The following is a 17946-nucleotide window of genomic DNA, read 5'->3' as shown; positions in this document are numbered from 1 at the left end:
TGGGCGACGTCGGGGCGCCGGCAGAAGCGGGGCCGGCCAGCAGGGCGGCGACGTACGGCTGGTCGCGGGGCCGGTGACGGTCATGAAGATGCCGCCGCCCCTCGCCGTGCATGTGCGGCGAGGGGCGGCGCCCGTGTCAGGCCTGCGGCAACCCGTAGGCGTCCGCGATGAGTTCGTACGAGCGCAGGCGCACCTCGCCGCTGTGGGCGTTGGCGGTGAGCATCAGCTCGTCGACGCCGGTGCGCTTGTGCAGGTCGTCGAGGCCGGAGCGGACCTCGTCGACGGTGCCGTGGATGACGTTGGAGTTCCAGGAGTCGATGAAGTCCCGCTCCATCTCGCTGAACCGGTGCGCCTCCGCCTCCTCGGGCGTGGGGACCAGTCCGGGGCGGCCGGTGCGCAGCCGGACCATGTTGAGGGCGGCGGCCATCACCTGGCGACGGGCCTCGGTGCCGTCGTCGTCGGTGGCGAGCGCGGAGACGCCGATCAGGGCGTACGGCTTGTCGAGGACCTCGGAGGGCCGGAACGACTCGCGGTACAGGTCGAGCGCCGGGATGGTGTTCTGCGCGGAGAAGTGGTGCGCGAACGCGAAGGGCAGGCCGAGGACCCCGGCGAGGCGCGCGCTGAAGCCGGAGGAGCCGAGCAGCCAGACCGGCGGGCGGTGCGGGTCCTGGACGCCGCCGGGCGACGTGGCCTGGACCGGGCCCGGGACCGCGTGGATGCGGGAGTAGGGGTGGCCGTCGGGGAAGTCGTCGTCGAGGAAGCGGGTCAGCTCGGCGAGCTGCTGCGGGAAGTCGTCGGCGCCTTCGTTCAGGCGGTCGGTGCGGCGCAGGGCGGCGGCGGTGGCGCCGTCGGTGCCGGGGGCGCGGCCGAGGCCGAGGTCGATCCGGCCCGGGGCCATGGCCTCCAACGTGCCGAACTGCTCGGCGATCACCAGCGGGGCGTGGTTGGGCAGCATGACGCCGCCGGAGCCGAGGCGGACGCGCTCGGTGTGGGCGGCCAGGTGGGCCAGGATCACGGCCGGGGAGGACGAGGCCACCCCGGGCATGGAGTGGTGCTCGGCGACCCAGTAGCGGTGGAAGCCGCGGCGCTCGGCGAGGCGCGCGATGTCGACGCTGGTGCGCAGGGCCTGCGTGGCGGTGCGGCCCGCGCCCACGGTGACCAGGTCCAGGACGGAGAGGGGGGTCGGCGCGGTGCCGTGGGCGGTGCCGCGGATCTCGTCGTGGTTGGCCGGCACGGGGTCCTCCTGGTGACGTGGGTCTGTGTAACCCCGACGTAACGGAGGCTTACTCCGCTTTATTCCCCGTGCTCCCCGCCGGCTCCCGGCACGACCCCCCGGCCCGGCTACACCTGGACCACCGGCTCCTTCGTGAAGAGGGCGCCGAGCGCCGGGGCGTTCACCCGGCGGCCCACCAGGCGCAGCGCCTCCCAGACGGTGACCTGATTGGCCGTGAGGACCGGCTTGCCCAGCTCGCTCTCCAGGTCACGGACGTACGCGGCCGTGTGCAGCGCCGTGTCGGGCAGGAGCACCGCCTCGGCGTCCGGATGGTCACCGGCCCGGGCCATCGCCAGGACCTCGTCCCAGCCCCAGGTGCCGACCTCCGCGGCCGTGATGATCCCGCTGCCCCGCACCGAGAGCACCTCGGCGCCGGCGGCCTTCAGGAACGTGGCGAAATGGTCCGCGACATCCGCCGGGTACGTCGCGGCGACCGCCACCCGGCGCACCCCGAGCTCGCGCACCGCGTGGGCGAAGGCGAACGAGGTGCTGGAGGCGGGCAGGCCCGCGGTCCGGGCCAGCTCCCTGACCTGGTCGTGCGCGCCGTCCCAGCCGAAGACGAAGCTGGCGGACGTGCACGCCCACACCACCGCCTCCGCGCCGGAGAGCCTGAGCTCCTCGACGCCCGCGGCCAGCCGCCCGGCCGAGCCCATCTCGAGCAGCGCGTCGACCCGGTGCGCGTCCTCACCGATGTCCGTGTGGACGACGGACAGCCGGACGTCACTGTCGATCAGCATCTCGATGCGCGGATAGTCGTCCTCGGCGGAATGTCCTGGGTAGAGAAATCCGAGCGCGGTCATGTCCTATGCCCACCCTTCCTGGCCCTCCGGGAGCTCCGGAAGGCCTTGTCCGGGCCGGAGCCCTTGGTCCGGCAGGGGCCACTGCGCTCGCGCCGCCGGATCGAGCAGCGCCTGGTAGGGCCCCACCGCTCGCGTACCCAGTCGGCGCAGGGCTGCCCACATCGTGACCTGGTTGGCCGAGATCACCGGCATCCGCAGCTCGGCCTCCAGCTGCGGGATGACGTCGTACGTGGGCAGGTTCGTGCAGCTGATGAACAGCGCGTCGGCCGCCCCGCCCACCGCCTGCCGCGCCATCTCCGCGACGTCCCGGTAGGGGACCTTCCAGATGTGCCGGGTCAGGCCGAGGTAGGCGCGTCCGGTGACCGCGATGCCGGCCTGGGCCAGGTAGTCCTCCAGCGACTCGGTGACCGACTGGGTGTAGGGCGTGACGAGCGCGATGCGGCGCGCCCCGAGCTCGTCCAGCGCCTCCAGGAGTGCGCCGGAGGTGGTGAGGGCCGGCAGTTCGCCGGCCCGGCGCATCGCTTCGCACATGGCGCGCTCGCCCGCGATGCCGCCGACGAAGCTGCCCGAGGTACAGGCGTAGGCGAGCACCTTCGGTTCGGTGGCGCCGAGCGCCCGTACCGCCTCGCCGAGCGTCTCGTGCTCGCTGACCAGACGCGCCAGGTCGAGGCTGACCTCGACCGGGACGAACGGGGTGCGGGTGAGGTGGAGGGAGATCTCGTCGGGGACCCAGCGCCACAGCTCACGGTCGAGGGCGAAGTCGAACGGTGCGACGACGCCGACGCCGCACTGCGGCTGCGGTCCCCCCAGGAAAGAGACGTCCATAGAGCATGCCCCAAGTTCAGACGACGTGTGGATGTCGATGCGGTGCTTGAGCCGGCGGACCGCCGCCGGGACGTCGGGACAGCGAAGAGGAGGGGAACCCGCTGACGCAGTGCCCCTGTTGACGAAGGTAGGTTCAGGTGCCAGCGTGGTCAATCCGCCCATGTCAGATGGATGCCGCGAGGCGGCTCGCACGCCATGATCGCGACGTTCCCGACGTGTCTCCCCCAAGGAAAGCGGAGCTTCGTTGCGAAACGATTTCCCTGCCGTGTCCGGCCCTGACGGCTCCGGCCCCGAGGAGGCCGACCGCGACCGGCCCACCCTCCTCGTCCTGGACGCCGCGCCGCCCGCGCCGCCGCCCCGGCTGGGCAGTCTCACCGGCCGGGCCCGGGTGCTGCACGCCGCGGACGCGAGCGAGCTGCGCGCTCGACTCCCCGAGGCGGACGCGCTGTTGGTGTGGGACTTCCTTTCCGACGTGGTGCGCGAGGCCTGGCCCGGCGAGGGGCCCCGGCCGCGCTGGGTGCACACCGCGAGCGCGGGCGTGGACCGGCTGATGTTCCCCGAACTCGTCGACTCCGACGCGGTGTTGACCAACGCCCGCGGGATCTTCGACCAGCCCATCGCCGAGTACGTCGCCGCGCTGGTGCTCGCGATGGGCAAGGACCTGCCGCGCACCCTCGCCCTGCAGGCGTCCCGCGAATGGCGGCACCGCGAGTCGCAGCGCATCGCCGGGACCCGGGCCTGCGTGATCGGCTCGGGGCCCATCGGGCACGCGATCACCGCCCAGCTGAAGGCGCTGGGCATCACCTCGGCGCTGGTCGGGCGGCGGGCACGGGCCGGCATCCACGGCCCCGCCGACCTCGACCGGCTGCTCGCGCGCGCCGACTGGGTGGTGTGCGCGGCGCCGTTGACCGAGGACACACGGGGCATGTTCGACGCGCGCCGGTTCGGCGTGATGCAGCCCTCCGCCCGCTTCATCAACGTGGGGCGCGGGCAGCTGGTCGTGGAGTCCGACCTGGTGGACGCGCTGCACAAGCGGTGGATCGCGGGCGCGGCGCTCGATGTCTTCGAGCACGAACCGCTGGCCGAGGACAGCCCGCTGTGGACGGCTCCCGGACTGATCGTCTCCCCGCACATGAGCGGCGACACGGTCGGCTGGCGGGACGAACTGGGGCGCCAGTTCGTCGAGTTGTACGGCCGCTGGGAGGCCGGCCGGCCACTGACGAATGTAGTCGACAAGAAACGTGGGTATGTCCCCGGGAACTGATCCTGATCGCTGATCCATGGCGCTGACCCATGGTGTGGAGGGGCGGATGACGACCGAGCTCACCGGACTGACCGCGCAGGACCTTCTCGACGGCTACCGCAAGGGCGAGTTCAGCCCTGTCGACGCCACCCGGGCGGTGCTCGCCCGGATCGAGGAGACCGAGCCGGGGCTGAACGCGTTCGTACGGACCGACGCGGCGGGCGCGCTCGCGCAGGCGGAGGCGAGCGCGGAGCGTTGGCGGCGCGGGGAGCCACAGGGGCTGGTCGACGGTGTGCCGGTGACGGTGAAGGACATCCTGCTGCAGCGCGGCGGGCCCACCCTGCGCGGCTCCAGGACGGTGCGCGAGGAGGGGGCCTGGGACGAGGACGCGCCCTCCGTCGCCCGGCTGCGCGAGCACGGGGCGGTGTTCGTCGGCCGGACCACCACGCCCGAGTTCGGCTGGAAGGGCGTCACCGACTCACCACTGTCCGGGGTGACCCGCAATCCGTACGACACCGCGCGCACGGCCGGCGGGTCGAGCGGCGGGAGCGCGGCGGCCGTCGCGGTCGGCGCGGGCCCGCTGTCGCTGGGCACGGACGGCGGCGGCTCGGTCCGCATCCCGGCCTCGTTCTGCGGGATCTTCGGGCTGAAGCCGACGTACGGGCGGGTGCCGCTGTATCCGGCGTCCGCGTTCGGGACGCTGGCGCACGTGGGGCCGATGACGCGCAGCGCGGCCGACGCGGCGCTGATGATGGACGTGATCTCCGGCCCGGACCCGCGCGACTGGTCGGGGCTGTCCCCCGCGGCCGGGAGCTTCCGGGAGGGGCTGCGGGGCGGGGTGCGCGGGCTGCGGGTGGCGTTCTCGCCGTCGCTCGGCGGGCAGGTGGCGGTGCGTCCGGACGTCGCGGCGCGGGTGCGGGAGGCGGTGACGCGGCTCGCGGGGCTCGGCGCGTACGTGGAGGAGGTCGACCCCGACTTCACCGATCCGGTCGAGGCGTTCCACGTGCTGTGGTTCAGCGGGGCCGCCCGGGTGGTGCAGCATCTGTCGCCCGCGCAGCGGGAGTTGCTGGACCCGGGGCTGCAGGAGATCTGCGCGCAGGGCGCCCGGTACAGCGCGCTCGACTATCTGGCGGCGGTGGACACGCGAATGGCGCTCGGCCGGCGGATGGGCCTGTTCCACTCGACGTACGACGTGCTGGTGACGCCGTCGCTGCCGCTGACCGCGTTCGAGGCGGGGGTGGAGGTGCCGCGGCGCTCGGGGCTGCGGCGCTGGACGGGCTGGACCCCGTTCACCTACCCCTTCAACCTGACCCAGCAGCCGGCGGCGTCCGTCCCGGTCGGGGCCGACGGGGACGGACTGCCGGTGGGCCTGCAGGTCGTCGGGGCCCGCCATCGGGACGGGCTGGTGCTGCGGGTCGCCGACGCGCTCTACGAGGCGGGGATCGCGGCGGACCCCCGGGCGGTCGTCACACCCGCCTGAATCCGAGCGTCTCCCCCACCGCCCCGGCCCGCCACAGGTCCTGGCAGGCCGCGGCCATCTCGTCCAGTCCTTCCACCACCTGCCCCCAGACGATCCCGGGCACCCAGCCCACGTCGCCGTTCATCAACAGGTTGTTGCGCTCGTAGAACAGCGCGAGGTCGATGACGGGAGTGCCGGCCGCCAGCGCGGCCCCGCTCCCGTACCCGTAGGACTGGCTGCCCAACTGCGTCCCGTTGAAGGAGAAATAGCAGAGGTCACCCGGAATGGGAGTCACCGTCGGATTCTCCAGCGGTGGCTCCTGTTCCGCGAATGCCGGGAACAGGGCGTAGATCTCGTTGCGGGCGTATTTGGCGTGGTAGACGTCCGAGACGAGCGGCAGCGCGTCCCACACCGCCGCGCAGGTGAGCGGCGCGCGGTCGTCGAGCAGCTTCGCCGTACAGGCAACTCCCCGCTTGGCCAGGGAGACTTCGATGAATCGATCCGATGAGTCAGCCATGCGCTCCATGGTCGGCCTCATCCACCCCGGTGGGTCAAGACCGCCTCGCCCGCATCAGGGGCGTGAATTGATCGGCATAGTTCGAATCGAGTCGGGTAGCCGCGCGCCCATGGCTCCGACTCCTCAAAGACGAAACCGGCGAGATCCAAGCGGCATAGCCCGCAGAACACTTCTGGCGGGTGCCGCGGCACTCGGTACGGCGGTGGCCGTGGGCGGTGCGAGCGGCTGCAGCAGGATCGACAAGGGCAACACCCTTGAACGACTGAAGGCCCAGGGAGTGGTCCGGCTGGGCATCGCCGGAGAGGTTCCCTTCGGCTACGTCGACAAGGACGGCGAGTTCACCGGCGAGGCGCCGGAACTGGCGAAAGTGGTCTTCAAGCGGCTCGGCATCGAGAAGGTCCAGCCCGTGGCCACCGAGTTCGGCTCCCTGATCCCGGGGCTCAACTCACAGCAGTTCGACGTCGTCTCGGCGGGGATGTACATCAACGCCGAACGCTGCGAACAGGTCATCTTCGCCGATCCCGAGTACCAGATGCTGGACGCGTTCATCGTGCGCAAGGGCAATCCGCTCGGCATCCGGAACTACAAGGACGTCGTGGAGAAGAAGGCCAGGTTCGCCACCGGCACCGGCTACGCCGAGATCGGGTACGCGACGGGGGCCGGCTACCCCGAGAAGAAGATCACGATCCTCAGTGACCAGGTGGCGGGACGCGATGCCGTCGAGGCGGGCCGGGTGGACGTCTTCGCGGGCACCGCGCTCACCGTGCGCACCGTGGTGAAGGGCAGCAACAGGGTCGAGGCGACGGCGGCGTTCGCCCCGCTCGTCGACGGCAAGGAGCACGTGGACGGCGGCGGCTTCGCCTTCCGGCCCACGGACACGGATCTGCGCGACGCGTTCAACCGCGAGATCGGCAAGATGAAGAAGAGCGGCGAACTCCTCGACATCCTGCGCCCGTTCGGCTTCACCGAGAAGGAAATGACGACCCTGACGGCGAAGGAGCTCTGCGGCGCATGACGAGCGGACTCTGGCAGCACTGGATCCTTCCCGGCATCTGGATCACCATCCAGCTGACGATCTACAGCGCCGCCCTGGCGACCGCGGTGGCCTTCGGCATCGGCATGGCCCGCACCCACCGCCTCAAGGTCGTCCGGTTCCTGGCCGGCTTCTACACCGAGCTCTTCCGCGGAACCTCTGCCCTGGTGCTGATGTTCTGGATGTTCTTCGTCATCCCCGTGCTCTTCGGCTGGCAGCTGGTCCCCCTGTGGGCGGCCGTCCTCGCGCTCGGCCTGTCCTACGGGGCGTACGGCGCGGAGGTGGTGCGCGGTGCGCTCAACTCCGTGGCCCCGGCGCAGCGGGAAGCGGGCATCGCCCTGAGCTTCACGCCCTGGCAGCGGATGCGGCTGATCCTGCTCCCGCAGGCCGTCCCGGAGATGATCCCGCCGTTCAGCAACCTGCTGATCGAACTCCTCAAGGGCACCGCGCTGGTGTCCCTGCTGGGCGTCGCCGACACCTCGTTCGCCGCGAACCTGGTGCGTCTGGCGACCCAGGAGAGCGCCAAGATCTACTCGATCAGCCTGGTCATCTACTTCGTCATCGCCTTCGTGCTGTCCCGCGGGATGCGGAGCCTGGAGCGGAAGACCAAGGCGAACATCGGTCAGCCCAGTGAGCCCGGCTTCTTCAAGAACCTGTCGACGAGCCGTACGACCGACCTCGACAAGGACGTGGCCAAGACCGGAGGTGTCGCGTGAACAGCTGGGACTGGTCGGCCGTCGGCGACTTCATGCCGACCTTCTGGGACGGCGTCCTCGTCACCCTGCAGGCAGTGGTGCTGGGTTCGCTGATCTCCTTCGCCCTCGGGCTCGTGTGGGCCATCGCCTTCCGGGCGCCCACCCGGTTCGTCCGCTGGCCGGTGGGCGTGATCACCGAGTTCATCCGCAACACCCCGCTGCTGGTGCAGCTCTTCTTCATCTTCTACGTGCTGCCGGAGTGGAACATCCAGTTCTCTCCCCTGACCACCGGCATCGTGGCCATCGGCCTGCACTACTCGACGTACACGATGCAGGTGTACCGGGCGGGGATCGAGGCGGTTCCGGCGGGCCAGTGGGAGGCCGCGACCGCGCTGAGCCTGCCGGTCCGGCGCACCTGGACCGCGGTGATCCTGCCGCAGGCGATCCGCCGGGTGGTCCCGGCGCTCGGCAACTACGTGATCTCCATGCTCAAGGACACACCGATGCTGCTCGGCATCGGCGTCCTGGAGATGCTGAACGAAGCGAAGCTGGAGGGCGCCGCCACGTTCCAGTTCGCCGAGCCGATCACCGTCGTGGGCATCGCCTTCATCCTCATCGCCTACCCCGCATCCCTTCTCGTCCGAGTTCTGGAGCGTCGCCTTGTCCGCTGACAGCAGCACTTCCCAAGAGATCAGAAACCCCGCCGTCGACGGCAGCGAACTCATCCGGTTCGACCACGTCACCAAGCGGTTCGGGGCCAACACCGTCCTCGACGAGCTGGACTTCTCCGTCGCCTCCGGCAAGCACGTCACGCTGATCGGCCCGTCCGGCTCCGGCAAGACGACGATCCTGCGGCTGCTCATGACCCTGATCAAGCCCGACGAGGGCACGATCAAGGTCGGCGGCGACTACCTCACGCACGAGGAGAAGAACGGCAAGCTGGTCCCGGCCGGCGAGAAGCACGTCCGCGAGGTCCGCAAGAACATCGGGATGGTCTTCCAGCAGTTCAACCTCTTCCCGAACATGAAGGTCCTGCGCAACGTCATGGAGGCGCCGGTCACCGTGCTCGGCCTGTCCAAGGACGAGGCGGAGCAGCGGGCCCGCGAGCTGCTCGACATGGTGGGCCTCGGCGATCGCTGCGACGCGTACCCGACGCAGCTCTCCGGCGGCCAGCAGCAGCGCGTCGCCATCGCGCGGGCGCTCGCGATGCGCCCGCAGGTGCTGCTGCTCGACGAGGTGACCTCCGCGCTCGACCCGGAGCTGGTGGCCGGTGTCCTCGACGTCCTGCGGGACATCGCGCACACCACCGACATCACCATGCTCTGTGTCACCCACGAGATGAACTTCGCGCGGGACATCTCGGACCAGGTGCTGATGTTCGACGCGGGCCGAGTGATCGAGTCCGGTTCGCCGGAGAAGATCTTCACCGAGCCGGAGCACGAGCGGACGCGTGAGTTCCTGAGCGCGGTGCTGTGACCAGCCACGCACCGAATGGGGCATGACTTTGGCATATGCCACGGTGGCGCGTTCCTGCTGAGAGGCATGGAACGCGCCACCAATCTCGTCAACAGGCGCCCCGATTGGGTGCGTTGGCGGCTATCGTGGACGGAGCCAGCTGTCCGGAACCGATCCTTGCAGGGGGATGCCGTGGCGCTGAAGCACGAGCAGGACGCCTCGTCGTACCAGCCGCACCGATCGGTGCAGCGCGCTCTTCGCGTGCTGGAAGCCGTCGCCCACCGTGGCGTCGGCATCACCGACACCGAGCTGGCACAGGTCGCGGACCTGCCCGCCGACCAGCTGACCGCGCTGCTGCGCATGCTCCGCCGCGAGGGGTACGTCCAGCAGACCGCCGACGGCGCGTACGTCACCGGCGAGACGCTGACCAGGCTGGGTTCCGCCGAGGGCCGCGCGGCCGCCCTCACCGACAAGCTCCAGGACACGCTCGACGAGCTGCGCGACTCCGTCGGCGCCGCGGTCTACATCAGCCGGTACATCGACGGCGAGGTCCAGATCACGCAGTACGCGTCCGGCCCGGAGACCCCCGCGGTGAACGAGTGGGTGGACTTCCGGGTCTCGGCCCACGCGAGCGCCGTCGGCAAGAGCCTCCTCGGCCAGCTGGACCTGAACGGCCGGCGCGACCACCTCGCCCGCCACAAGATGGCCCGCCTCACCTCGCGCACCATCACGAACGAGAAGGTGCTGCTCTCCAAGCTGGCCGCCCAGCCGGCGACGGTCCCGGTCCTCGACCTCCAGGAGTACGCGGTGGGCACGGTCTGCGCGGCCGTCCCGATCACCGCGGGCTCCGCGGTCGGCTGCCTGGCCCTCTCCCTCCCGGTCGAGCACGCCCACCGCCTGCACAACGCGGCGGACCGCCTGAACAAGAGCGCGGCACCGGTACTGCTGTCACTGACGATCTGACCCCGCACACACCGAAGGCCCCTCGCTCTCACGAGGGGCCTTCGACAGATGGGGGGTGCGGGTGGCGGAGCCCCCGCAACGCGCGACGCAGTCGCGCAAAAACAACGATGGCGGGACGGTTCGCGTTTTCCGCGAACACATCCCGCCACCGACAACGTGCGCCGCCAGGGACTCGAACCCCGGACCCGCTGATTAAGAGTCAGCTGCTCTAACCAACTGAGCTAGCGGCGCGTGCTGACTCGTAAATAGTACCTGGTCCGGAGGGTGCTGGTGACCAAGATCGTCAGGGGGTCGGGAGCAGGCCCTCGCGGCCCTGTTCCCGGTAGGTGTCCACCAGGGCGGACCGCTCGTCCGGCGTCAGCCGCCGGTACGTCACCTCGCCGGCCGGGCGCCACCAGACTTCTCCCCCGCTCCAGAACCCCTCGCGGCGCAGCTCCCCGCGCCGCACCTTGTTCGTCGCCGTCACCGGCATCCGCTCCACCACGCGTACGAAGCGGGGCGCCATCTTCGTGCCGAGGTCGCCCTGGGTCAGCAGGAACTCGCCGAAGGCCAGCGGGTCGAACGCGGCCTTCGCGCGGGGCGCCACGGTCGCCATCACCTGGTCCCCGGAGACCGGGTCGGGCACCCCGTACACCGCGACGGCCGCGGCGTCGGGCCAGCGGGCGAGGATGTTCTCGATCATGGCGGGGGCGAGGTTCTCGCTGTCCACCCGGATCTTGTCGTCGCCGCGCCCCGCGAAGTACAGGAAGCCGGCCGCGTCCCGGTAGAAGAGGTCGCCCGTCCAGTACCAGCCGTCCCGCCGGACCCGCTCGGCGTACGCGGCGTCGTTGCGCCAGTACCCCTCGAACGGCGAGCGCCCGCGGTTGACCAGCTCGCCGATCGCCTCGGCGCCGTTGACCAGCCGCCCGGCCGCGTCGAACGCGGCGGGCGGGCACGGCTCCCGCGTCTCCGGGTCGAGCACCACGAGGTCGTCGCCGGGCGCCGCGCGGCCGATCGCGCCGGGCGGGGTGTCGGCGGTCCGCTGCACGGCGGCGCCGCCCTCGGAGGAGCCGTACCCCTCGACGAGCCGCACCCCGAACCGCTCCTCGAAGCGGACCGCGTCCACCGCCCCCGCCTCGGTGCCGAAGCCGACGCGCAGCGGGTTGTCCCGGTCGTCGGGGCGTTCGTCGGTGGCCAGGATGTACTGCACGGCGCGTCCCACGTACGTGAAGTAGGTGGCCCGGAACTTCCGCACGTCGGTCAGGAAGTGGGATGCCGAGAAGCGCCTGCGCAGTGCCACGCCCGCTCCCGCCGCCATCGCGGGGGCCCAGTCGGCGATGACGGCGTTGCCGTGGAAGAGCGGCATGCAGATGTAGTGCACGTCGTCGGCGCGTACGCCGAAGTGGTCGACCAGGGAGCGTCCGGCCGCGGCGAGGCGCCCCTGGGTGCAGATGGCGGCCTTGGGCGCGCCGGTCGACCCGGAGGTGAAGTAGAGCAGCATCCGGGTGCCGGGCCCGACCCCGGCGGCGCTCTCCGGTTTCGTGCCCTCGTACGGGGCGAGCAGTTCGTCGTACGCCCCGGTGTCGGTCACGAGGACGCGCACACCGGGCAGCTTCAGGCCGTCGAGCAGGGGCAGATGGGCCCGCTCGGTGACGAGGACCCGGCATTCGGTGTGCGTGATGTCGCGGGCCAGTTCGGCGCCGCGCCGGGTCGGGTTGATCCCGGCGACGGCGGCTCCGGCGAGCGCCGCCGCGCCCAGCCACTGGGGGAACTCGGGGGTGTTGTCGAGCAGCACCCCGAGGTGCGGCTCGGCGCCGCGGGGCAGCAGATCGGCGAGGAGTGCCGACCGCGCCGCCGCCCCCGCGGCGACCTGGTGGTGGCTGAGGACCTGATCGTCGTACGCGAGCCCGGGCCGGTGGTCCCCCCATCGCTCCTGGACGAGTTCCGCGAAGGTGCGCGTCATGGATCCCATGGCGGCGCACGGTAATTGACGTGTCGTCAGATGTGGAGGGGCGTGCGCCTCCGGCTCACCAGTACTGGACGGTCACCTTGGCCAGGATGATCACTCCGACCGCGATCACCACGAGGCCGAACACCGTGCCGAACATGTCCTTGCCCGGCTGCGGCTCGGAGGCGGTGGCCTTCTCGGGGTCTGCGGCCACGTAGTACACGAGCGTCTCGTCGCCCCGGCCGCGGCTCGCGGGCCCGCCGGACTCCTTGAACCGCACGGCCCGGCCGCCCTCGGTGGTGAAGTCGTACTCGTGCCACTGGATGCGCCGGGCCACGTTGTTGACCATCTGCACCCGCACGTACGCGGCCACGACCCGGGCCTGCGCGGTGAGCCCGCTCTCCCAGGCCGCCCGCCGCTCCCTGGCGCGGCGCACGATCGCGTACGCGGCCCAGATCAGCAGCACTATGAGCAGCGGGAAACATATGTGGAAGACGAAGCCGTCCATGGCCGCGGGACCCCCGGTTCAGAAGTGTTCGGTGGGCAGATCGGCCACGAAGAATACGCAGAAGGCCACGACCAGTCCCACGAATCCGAGCAGCAGCACCGTCCCCGCCACGTTCACCGCGGGGCGCGGCGCGTGGGCCGTGGCGTGCTCGGGGCGGTCCGGCGCGTAGCGCACGACCACCACGTCGCCCTGGACCGTCACGGCGGGGCCACCCGCCTCGTCGATGCGGACGGTACGGCCGTCGCCGGTGGTGAACTCGTAGACGTGGTGCTGTGTCGTGTGCGGGCGGTCGCCGCCGCTCGTCCGGGTGTACGCGCGCAGGCAGCGCGCCTCGGCGGTGAGCCCGCCGCGCCAGGCGGTGCGCAGACGCAGCGACTGCCGCGCCACCGCCCACCCCATGCACAGCGCCACCCCGGCGATGAACACCGGCACGAGATAGAAGAACAGGTCCATGGCACTCCCCCGTAGTCGTGCTTCCCCTGCACACCGCCCCGCGATCGGGCGGTGTGCGGGGAAGCTACCCGCGTCCGGGGCGAAAGCGCCTCAAGAGAACCTCAGAACGTCAGAACGTGACGTCCGAGCATGCGTAGAACGCGTTCGCCGTGTCCGCGATCGTCCACACCGCGAGGATCACGTGGTGGCCGGACTTGCCGGAGGGCAGGGTGCCGGAGTGCGAGAGGGTGGCCGGCGGCTGGCCGCTGTAGGGCACCGTGAGGAACGGGGTGGTGTCCAGGGCGGACCGGGTCAGCGCCTTGCTGTCGTCCCAGCCGTTCTTGGTGACGTAGTAGCGGAAGTCCGTGGTGGAGTGTCTGGCGGTGAACTGCCAGCGGAACGTGTAGCTCTGACCGCCCGTCACCTTGGTGGTGGGCCAGGCCGAGCCGTTCGGCTGCTTGGGCGCGTTGAGCTGCCCGAACTCGCCGTGGTTGGCCGAACAGATCTGGCCGTCGGCGGGACCGGCGGCCGGGAAGCCCTTGGGGCCCTCGACGCTCTGCGGCTCCCACTGGATGTTGCCGCAGTTGGCGACGGTGCCGTTGGCGCAGAGCTTCTGCCGGCTGATGGGCAGGTCGGTGTAGCCGTGGCCGCTCGCGCCTCCGGCCGAGAGCGCGAACGCCCCCGCGGTCGTGAGGCCGAGCAGGGCCGCGTAGGTCTTGGTACGTCGGGAGGTCTTCCGCATGCTGCCGCTCCTGGGGGTGTGGGGAGTGCCGGAAGCCGTGCGCACAGCGATATTCCAGGTCTAGACCAACCCCCAATGTATTGCCGGGAGTTGGCCGTGTCCAGACAAAGACGTGACCGTACCGATCCTTGACCGGCCCACACCCTCGGGTTCGGTGCCCGTCACTCACCCCGGCCCGTGTAGAACGCCACCGTCAGGTCCTTCACCAGCGCCCTGCGCTCGTAGTCGTCCAGCTCGACCAGACCCCGGGTGGTCAGCCTCGTCACCGTGTCCTCCACCGAGTCCACGACCGAGGTCAGCACACTGTCGCGGTGCTGCGCGTCGAGCGCCGCGATCCGGCGGCGCTGCATCGCGGCCGCCACCTCGGGCGCGTACTCGATCCGCGTCGGCTGCGCCGAGAACACCTCGATGCCGACCGGTTCGGCGTCCGTGGCCAGGCGCCGGGTGAGCAGATCGCCGACGGCCTCGGCGTTGCGCAGCGTCGGGGCGTCCGTGTGGAAGGCGTCGGCGGGCAGCTGGGACAGGACCCGGGCCAGCCCCGCCTCGACGCACTCGCGCAGGTACTCCTCGTGGTCCTCCACGCCGAGCGTGGCCCGTGCCGTGTCCTTGATCCGCCACACGACGAGCACGACGACGCGCAGCGCGACCCCGTTCGCGTCGACCGCGGGCATCGGCTCGCTGCGCCAGTGACGCAGCCGCAGGTCGACACGGCGGCGCAGCAGCAGCGGGTTCACCCACAGCAGCCCGGACCTGCGCACACTCCCCCGGTAGCGCCCGAACAGGGTGAGCACCCAGGCCCGCCCGGCCCGGCCGCGGGCGAGCCCGCCGAACCCGAACAGGGCGAGCGCGCCGGAGCCCGCGAGCGCCGCCCACTGGGCAGCGCCGAGCCCCACGCCCTCGTACCCGGGCAGCCCGGCGATCTCCGTCATGATCCGCGGCAGCGCCCCGGCCCACCCGAGGGAGACCGCGGCGCCGGCCGCGCCCACGGCCCCGCCGAACACCCCGACCGCACCGGGCAGCACCCGCCCGGCTCGCTCCCCGAGGTCCGGGTCGAGGGACGGCACCGGCCGGGCCGGTGTGCGCAGGTGCGGGCGCGGCGCGGGGCGGCCGCCGCCGGTGCCGGTGCCCACGACGGCGGGCCGCAGCGGCACCGCCACCGGTTCCGGGTCGTCCCGGAACAGCAGGTGCAGGGGGATCTCGGTGGTCGCCTCGTTGTGAATGAGCCGGGTGCCCCGGCCCGCGGGCGGTCCGGCACCCGGGACCGGCCCCGCTCCCTCCCGCCCGGACTCGGCCCGGCCGGACCGCTCGGTCCTGCCGCCGGCGCCGCTCCGGTCGTCGGCCGCGCTCCGGCCGCCCGTCGCGCGGTCGTCGTCGGCCTCCGGCGCCGGGCGCTCCGCTGCCCGTTCCGGCTGTTCCGCCGTCGTACTCATCCTCGCCTCCGTACTGAGATGTCGCCGCCTGCCGCCTGCTCACCACTGGGCCGCCTCACCGGCCCGCACCGTTCACGAGAAGAGCCGCCGCCATGTCTCCGGCCCCGGGTATCCGTCGGCCGCCGCGCCCCGCCAGCCCTGGGCCCGCTGGAACGCCTCGACATTGCGCCGGTCCGCCTCGCCCCAGCGCGGGCCCGGACCCTGGGTGTAGTACTTGCCGAAACCTTTCTTCGCGAGCTGCTTGCCGAGCTGGGTGACCGAGGCACTGCTCACGCCGGGCCGGAACGTGGCCGCCCCCGGGAACGCCGGTACCTTGCTCCCCTTGGCGCCGCCGCTCCCACCACTGCCGCCGCCGCTGCCGCTGCCGCTGCCGGGGATGTCCTTGCCCTTGCCGCTGACCAGGTACGACCAGGTCGTCGGCCCGGGAATGCCGTCCGCGTCGGCGCCGGTCCAGCCCTGCGCCTTCTGGAACGCCTGCGTCGCCTTGCGGTCCGCTTCGCCCCAGCGCGGGCCGGGCCCCTCGCTGTAGAACCGCTTGCCGCCGCGCTCCACGAGCAGCTTGCCGAGCTGGGTCACGTACGCGTTGTTCGCGCCGGGCCCGAAGGACGCGGCTCCCGGGTACTTCGTCGTCGCCGACGCGTCGGAGCCCGAGGTGGTGCCCGCCTTCACGCCTTTGTAGCGGTAGGCGAGGTACTTGCTGGAATTGCTCCAGTACGCATACGGGGTGGACTGCTTGCGGGTGCCGGGGCGGGTCTGCTCGTAGGCGATGTAGTAGCTGCGCGTGTAGTCGGTCCAGCCGCCGAAGATCGTGACGTGGGAGCCCTTCTCCGGGTCGGCGGGGTTGTGGAAGAGCAGGATGTCGCCGGGCTGCAGCTGGGCCTTGGTGATCCGGGTGCCGTAGGCGGCGAGGCTGCCCGTCCACTCGTTGCCCGGCAGGTCCCATGCCATGGAGACGAACCCCGAGCAGTCCTGGCGGTAGCCGTCCTTCCAGAACTTGTCCATGCTGTACGGCACCTTCGCCGCGACCCAGGTCTTGGCGCGGTTGATGATCGCGGCCCGGGTCGTGGTGCGCAGCGCGCTCTGCCGGGCGAGGTCTACGGTTTCCGCCGCGGAGCCGGGGGCGCCGGGTGCCCCGTGCAGCGCGCTGGTGCCGCCCTGCGGAGTGGAGGTCCCGTCGGGGCCGGGGTCCTGGGGTCTGGCCTCGTGGTGTCCGGCCGCGATCGCCGGGGCCTGCTGGAGGCCGCCGATGACGGTGCCGGCCGCGGCGGCGGCGACCAGCATGTGCCGGGCGCCGACCTTGGTGCGCACCGGGTGCGGGACGGTGCGGCGCCACTGGGCGCAGCCCGCGCAGCCGCAGTCGCCCGCCGGGTCGATCTCCTCGAAGACCGGAGTCTCCATGCGCTCCCTGCCCTCGCCGCGATCCATGCGATTCCCCTCACACTCCGGTGCCGACCGTTGGACTGATGAGCCTCGTGCTCGCACGCAGGAAGCGTCTCAACTCTCTACGCAAATCGCATGTTGACGGTCCGAATGATGGAAATCGGCACAAATCGACCCCTCCTTCGGCGCGTCGAGTGGTCAGGAGCACCCCTGGAGGTCGGGTAAAGTTATGCAGGTCAGCAGGCGCCGCTAGCTCAGTTGGTTAGAGCAGCTGACTCTTAATCAGCGGGTCCGGGGTTCGAGTCCCTGGCGGCGCACAGACGATCGAAGGCCTCTCGCATCAGCGGGGGGCCTTCGGTGTTGGACCGATTCCGCCTCGGCACCCTTCGCGGCTGGGGGTCCGGGGGGTGGCTCCGCCACCCACACCCCCCGCGCGGGGTCGCCGCCCGCACCACAGATGCCGCAGAGCCCGACCCCCGACCGGGGTCCCTGCCCCCGTCGTACGGCTAACGTGACCCCATGCCGCGTGACCTCCAGGAACAGATCAAGAAGCTGATCGTCGACCGGCGGCTTCCGCCGGGGGCCTCGCTGCCCACCGAGCCCGAGTTGATGGAACTCCTCGGCGTCAGTCGCAACTCCGTTCGGGAAGCGCTCAAGGCCCTCCAGGCGATGGGCATCGTCGAGATCCGGCACGGTTTCGGCACCTACGTGGGGTCCATGTCGATGGCCCCGATGGTCGAGGGCCTCACCTTCCGCACCGTCGCCGCGCACTACCGCGGCGAGGACGGCCTGCTCCAGCTGCTCGAACTGCGCGAGGCCGTGGAGACCGGGCTCGTGGCGCGCCTCGCGGGCAAGGTGCCGGACTCCGACCTCGCCGAACTCGACGCCCTGGTCGCGCAGATGGAGAAGGAAGCCGCAGCCCCGGACGCGGCGGTCGCTGCGGCCACCGACCGCGCCTTTCACGCCACCCTCTACCGCAGCCTGGGCAACCCGCTGCTCGGCGAGGTCATGGAGGCCTTCTGGGAGGCCTTCCACCGGGTGCGCACCGACCTCGTGGACGTGCCGCAGGACCCGGTCGTGACCTGCCGTCAGCACCGGGAGATCCTCGACGCGGTGCGCTCCGGGGACATGATCCGGGCGGAGCGGGCGATACATGATCACTTCGGGAACATTCGGCTCCGATTGGCAGCAACCCCACAGCAAGACCGGTAAACACCATGTTTCGCTGCGTATCGCCCTTGCGATCATGATGCGGGGCGCAGCA

General features: G+C 71.4%; 18 protein-coding genes and 2 tRNA genes. 9 read left to right on the top strand and 11 right to left on the bottom strand.

The window, feature by feature from the left end:
- Window positions 1–136: 136 nt before the first annotated feature.
- The 3 genes from ACQUQD_RS25720 to ACQUQD_RS25710 all read right to left on the bottom strand — a co-directional run bounded on the left by ACQUQD_RS25720 (window position 137) and on the right by ACQUQD_RS25710 (window position 2898).
- Window positions 137–1234 (bottom strand): LLM class flavin-dependent oxidoreductase, encoded by a 1098-nt coding sequence (locus ACQUQD_RS25720; protein WP_428954490.1) that lies wholly within the window; start codon window positions 1232–1234, stop codon window positions 137–139.
- Window positions 1235–1341: 107 nt separating this feature from the next.
- Complete coding sequence (locus ACQUQD_RS25715) at window positions 1342–2073, bottom strand: maleate cis-trans isomerase family protein (RefSeq protein ID WP_428954489.1); 732 nt, start codon at window positions 2071–2073, stop codon at window positions 1342–1344.
- A gap of 3 nt (window positions 2074–2076) precedes the next feature.
- A complete protein-coding gene (locus tag ACQUQD_RS25710) occupies window positions 2077–2898 on the bottom strand; it encodes a maleate cis-trans isomerase family protein (RefSeq protein WP_428954488.1) in 822 nt (273 codons plus the stop codon).
- Between the two features lie 265 nt (window positions 2899–3163).
- Between ACQUQD_RS25710 and ACQUQD_RS25705 the strand changes: the two genes are divergently transcribed.
- Together ACQUQD_RS25705 and ACQUQD_RS25700 are read left to right on the top strand one after the other, a co-directional pair.
- Window positions 3164–4162: a D-2-hydroxyacid dehydrogenase gene (locus tag ACQUQD_RS25705; protein ID WP_428954487.1), complete on the top strand. Its 999-nt coding sequence runs from the start codon at window positions 3164–3166 to the stop codon at window positions 4160–4162.
- A gap of 46 nt (window positions 4163–4208) precedes the next feature.
- Complete coding sequence (locus ACQUQD_RS25700) at window positions 4209–5621, top strand: amidase (RefSeq protein WP_428954486.1); 1413 nt, start codon at window positions 4209–4211, stop codon at window positions 5619–5621.
- Here ACQUQD_RS25700 and ACQUQD_RS25695 read toward each other — a convergent pair.
- Window positions 5608–6117 carry a DUF3830 family protein gene (locus tag ACQUQD_RS25695; protein ID WP_428954485.1) on the bottom strand — a complete coding sequence of 170 codons (510 nt, stop codon included), beginning with the start codon at window positions 6115–6117 and terminating at the stop codon, window positions 5608–5610. The two genes, ACQUQD_RS25700 and ACQUQD_RS25695, sit on opposite strands and share 14 nt — an antisense overlap.
- A 109-nt stretch (window positions 6118–6226) precedes the next feature.
- Between ACQUQD_RS25695 and ehuB the strand changes: the two genes are divergently transcribed.
- From ehuB to ACQUQD_RS25670, 5 genes are all read left to right on the top strand, one after another.
- Window positions 6227–7132, top strand: a complete 906-nt coding sequence (ehuB, locus tag ACQUQD_RS25690; RefSeq protein ID WP_428954484.1) for an ectoine/hydroxyectoine ABC transporter substrate-binding protein EhuB — start codon at window positions 6227–6229, stop codon at window positions 7130–7132.
- On the top strand, window positions 7129–7866 hold the full coding sequence (ehuC, locus tag ACQUQD_RS25685) for an ectoine/hydroxyectoine ABC transporter permease subunit EhuC (protein ID WP_428954483.1): 738 nt from the start codon (window positions 7129–7131) through the stop codon (window positions 7864–7866). The genes ehuB and ehuC overlap by 4 nt, the downstream gene beginning before the upstream one ends.
- 32 nt (window positions 7867–7898) lie before the next feature.
- Entirely contained in the window at window positions 7899–8516 is a 618-nt protein-coding gene (ehuD, locus tag ACQUQD_RS25680) for an ectoine/hydroxyectoine ABC transporter permease subunit EhuD (protein WP_428957656.1), read from the top strand.
- On the top strand, window positions 8506–9321 hold the full coding sequence (gene ehuA, locus ACQUQD_RS25675) for an ectoine/hydroxyectoine ABC transporter ATP-binding protein EhuA (protein WP_428954482.1): 816 nt from the start codon (window positions 8506–8508) through the stop codon (window positions 9319–9321). The genes ehuD and ehuA overlap by 11 nt, the downstream gene beginning before the upstream one ends.
- A gap of 171 nt (window positions 9322–9492) precedes the next feature.
- A complete protein-coding gene (locus tag ACQUQD_RS25670; RefSeq protein ID WP_428954481.1) occupies window positions 9493–10263 on the top strand; it encodes an IclR family transcriptional regulator in 771 nt (256 codons plus the stop codon).
- 157 nt (window positions 10264–10420) lie between these two features.
- On the opposite strand, the gene ACQUQD_RS25665 is transcribed toward ACQUQD_RS25670, so the two are convergent.
- The 7 genes from ACQUQD_RS25665 to ACQUQD_RS25635 all read right to left on the bottom strand — a co-directional run bounded on the left by ACQUQD_RS25665 (window position 10421) and on the right by ACQUQD_RS25635 (window position 16700).
- A tRNA-Lys gene (locus ACQUQD_RS25665) sits at window positions 10421–10494 on the bottom strand.
- Window positions 10495–10546: 52 nt separating this feature from the next.
- Entirely contained in the window at window positions 10547–12214 is a 1668-nt protein-coding gene (locus tag ACQUQD_RS25660) for an AMP-binding protein (RefSeq protein WP_428954480.1), read from the bottom strand.
- Between the two features lie 55 nt (window positions 12215–12269).
- A complete protein-coding gene (locus ACQUQD_RS25655; RefSeq protein WP_428954479.1) occupies window positions 12270–12698 on the bottom strand; it encodes a hypothetical protein in 429 nt (142 codons plus the stop codon).
- Between the two features lie 18 nt (window positions 12699–12716).
- Window positions 12717–13151 (bottom strand): DUF3592 domain-containing protein, encoded by a 435-nt coding sequence (locus tag ACQUQD_RS25650; protein ID WP_428954478.1) that lies wholly within the window; start codon window positions 13149–13151, stop codon window positions 12717–12719.
- Between the two features lie 109 nt (window positions 13152–13260).
- Window positions 13261–13872, bottom strand: a complete 612-nt coding sequence (locus ACQUQD_RS25645; protein ID WP_428954477.1) for a lytic polysaccharide monooxygenase auxiliary activity family 9 protein — start codon at window positions 13870–13872, stop codon at window positions 13261–13263.
- Window positions 13873–14033: 161 nt separating this feature from the next.
- On the bottom strand, window positions 14034–15302 hold the full coding sequence (locus ACQUQD_RS25640) for an SPFH domain-containing protein (RefSeq protein ID WP_428954476.1): 1269 nt from the start codon (window positions 15300–15302) through the stop codon (window positions 14034–14036).
- Between the two features lie 72 nt (window positions 15303–15374).
- Window positions 15375–16700, bottom strand: a complete 1326-nt coding sequence (locus tag ACQUQD_RS25635; RefSeq protein WP_428957655.1) for a peptidoglycan-binding protein — start codon at window positions 16698–16700, stop codon at window positions 15375–15377.
- A gap of 225 nt (window positions 16701–16925) precedes the next feature.
- Here ACQUQD_RS25635 and ACQUQD_RS25630 point away from each other — a divergent pair.
- Together ACQUQD_RS25630 and ACQUQD_RS25625 are read left to right on the top strand one after the other, a co-directional pair.
- Window positions 16926–16999, top strand: a tRNA-Lys gene (locus tag ACQUQD_RS25630).
- A 202-nt stretch (window positions 17000–17201) separates the two neighbouring features.
- On the top strand, window positions 17202–17894 hold the full coding sequence (locus ACQUQD_RS25625) for a FadR/GntR family transcriptional regulator (RefSeq protein WP_428954475.1): 693 nt from the start codon (window positions 17202–17204) through the stop codon (window positions 17892–17894).
- Window positions 17895–17946: the final 52 nt, after the last annotated feature.

The sequence above is a fragment of the Streptomyces sp. cg35 genome (assembly GCF_050410835.1).
In the GTDB taxonomy this organism is placed as follows: Bacteria; Actinomycetota; Actinomycetes; order Streptomycetales; family Streptomycetaceae; genus Streptomyces.
This window is presented reverse-complemented; position numbering and strand designations above follow the sequence as displayed.

What these genes read in the sequence shown, in the direction of transcription:
- ACQUQD_RS25715 (WP_428954489.1), bottom strand. Translation starts at nt 2,073, where the DNA reads ATGACCGCGCTCGGATTTCTCTACCCAGGACATTCCGCCGAGGACGAC.
- ACQUQD_RS25710 (WP_428954488.1), bottom strand. Translation starts at nt 2,898, where the DNA reads ATGGACGTCTCTTTCCTGGGGGGACCGCAGCCGCAGTGCGGCGTCGGC.
- ACQUQD_RS25700 (WP_428954486.1), top strand. Translation starts at nt 4,209, where the DNA reads ATGACGACCGAGCTCACCGGACTGACCGCGCAGGACCTTCTCGACGGC.
- ACQUQD_RS25695 (WP_428954485.1), bottom strand. Translation starts at nt 6,117, where the DNA reads ATGGCTGACTCATCGGATCGATTCATCGAAGTCTCCCTGGCCAAGCGG.
- ehuB (WP_428954484.1), top strand. Translation starts at nt 6,227, where the DNA reads ATGGCTCCGACTCCTCAAAGACGAAACCGGCGAGATCCAAGCGGCATA.
- ehuC (WP_428954483.1), top strand. Translation starts at nt 7,129, where the DNA reads ATGACGAGCGGACTCTGGCAGCACTGGATCCTTCCCGGCATCTGGATC.
- ehuD (WP_428957656.1), top strand. Translation starts at nt 7,899, where the DNA reads ATGCCGACCTTCTGGGACGGCGTCCTCGTCACCCTGCAGGCAGTGGTG.
- ACQUQD_RS25660 (WP_428954480.1), bottom strand. Translation starts at nt 12,214, where the DNA reads ATGGGATCCATGACGCGCACCTTCGCGGAACTCGTCCAGGAGCGATGG.
- ACQUQD_RS25655 (WP_428954479.1), bottom strand. Translation starts at nt 12,698, where the DNA reads ATGGACGGCTTCGTCTTCCACATATGTTTCCCGCTGCTCATAGTGCTG.
- ACQUQD_RS25650 (WP_428954478.1), bottom strand. Translation starts at nt 13,151, where the DNA reads ATGGACCTGTTCTTCTATCTCGTGCCGGTGTTCATCGCCGGGGTGGCG.
- ACQUQD_RS25645 (WP_428954477.1), bottom strand. Translation starts at nt 13,872, where the DNA reads ATGCGGAAGACCTCCCGACGTACCAAGACCTACGCGGCCCTGCTCGGC.
- ACQUQD_RS25640 (WP_428954476.1), bottom strand. Translation starts at nt 15,302, where the DNA reads ATGAGTACGACGGCGGAACAGCCGGAACGGGCAGCGGAGCGCCCGGCG.
- ACQUQD_RS25635 (WP_428957655.1), bottom strand. Translation starts at nt 16,700, where the DNA reads ATGGAGACTCCGGTCTTCGAGGAGATCGACCCGGCGGGCGACTGCGGC.
- ACQUQD_RS25625 (WP_428954475.1), top strand. Translation starts at nt 17,202, where the DNA reads ATGCCGCGTGACCTCCAGGAACAGATCAAGAAGCTGATCGTCGACCGG.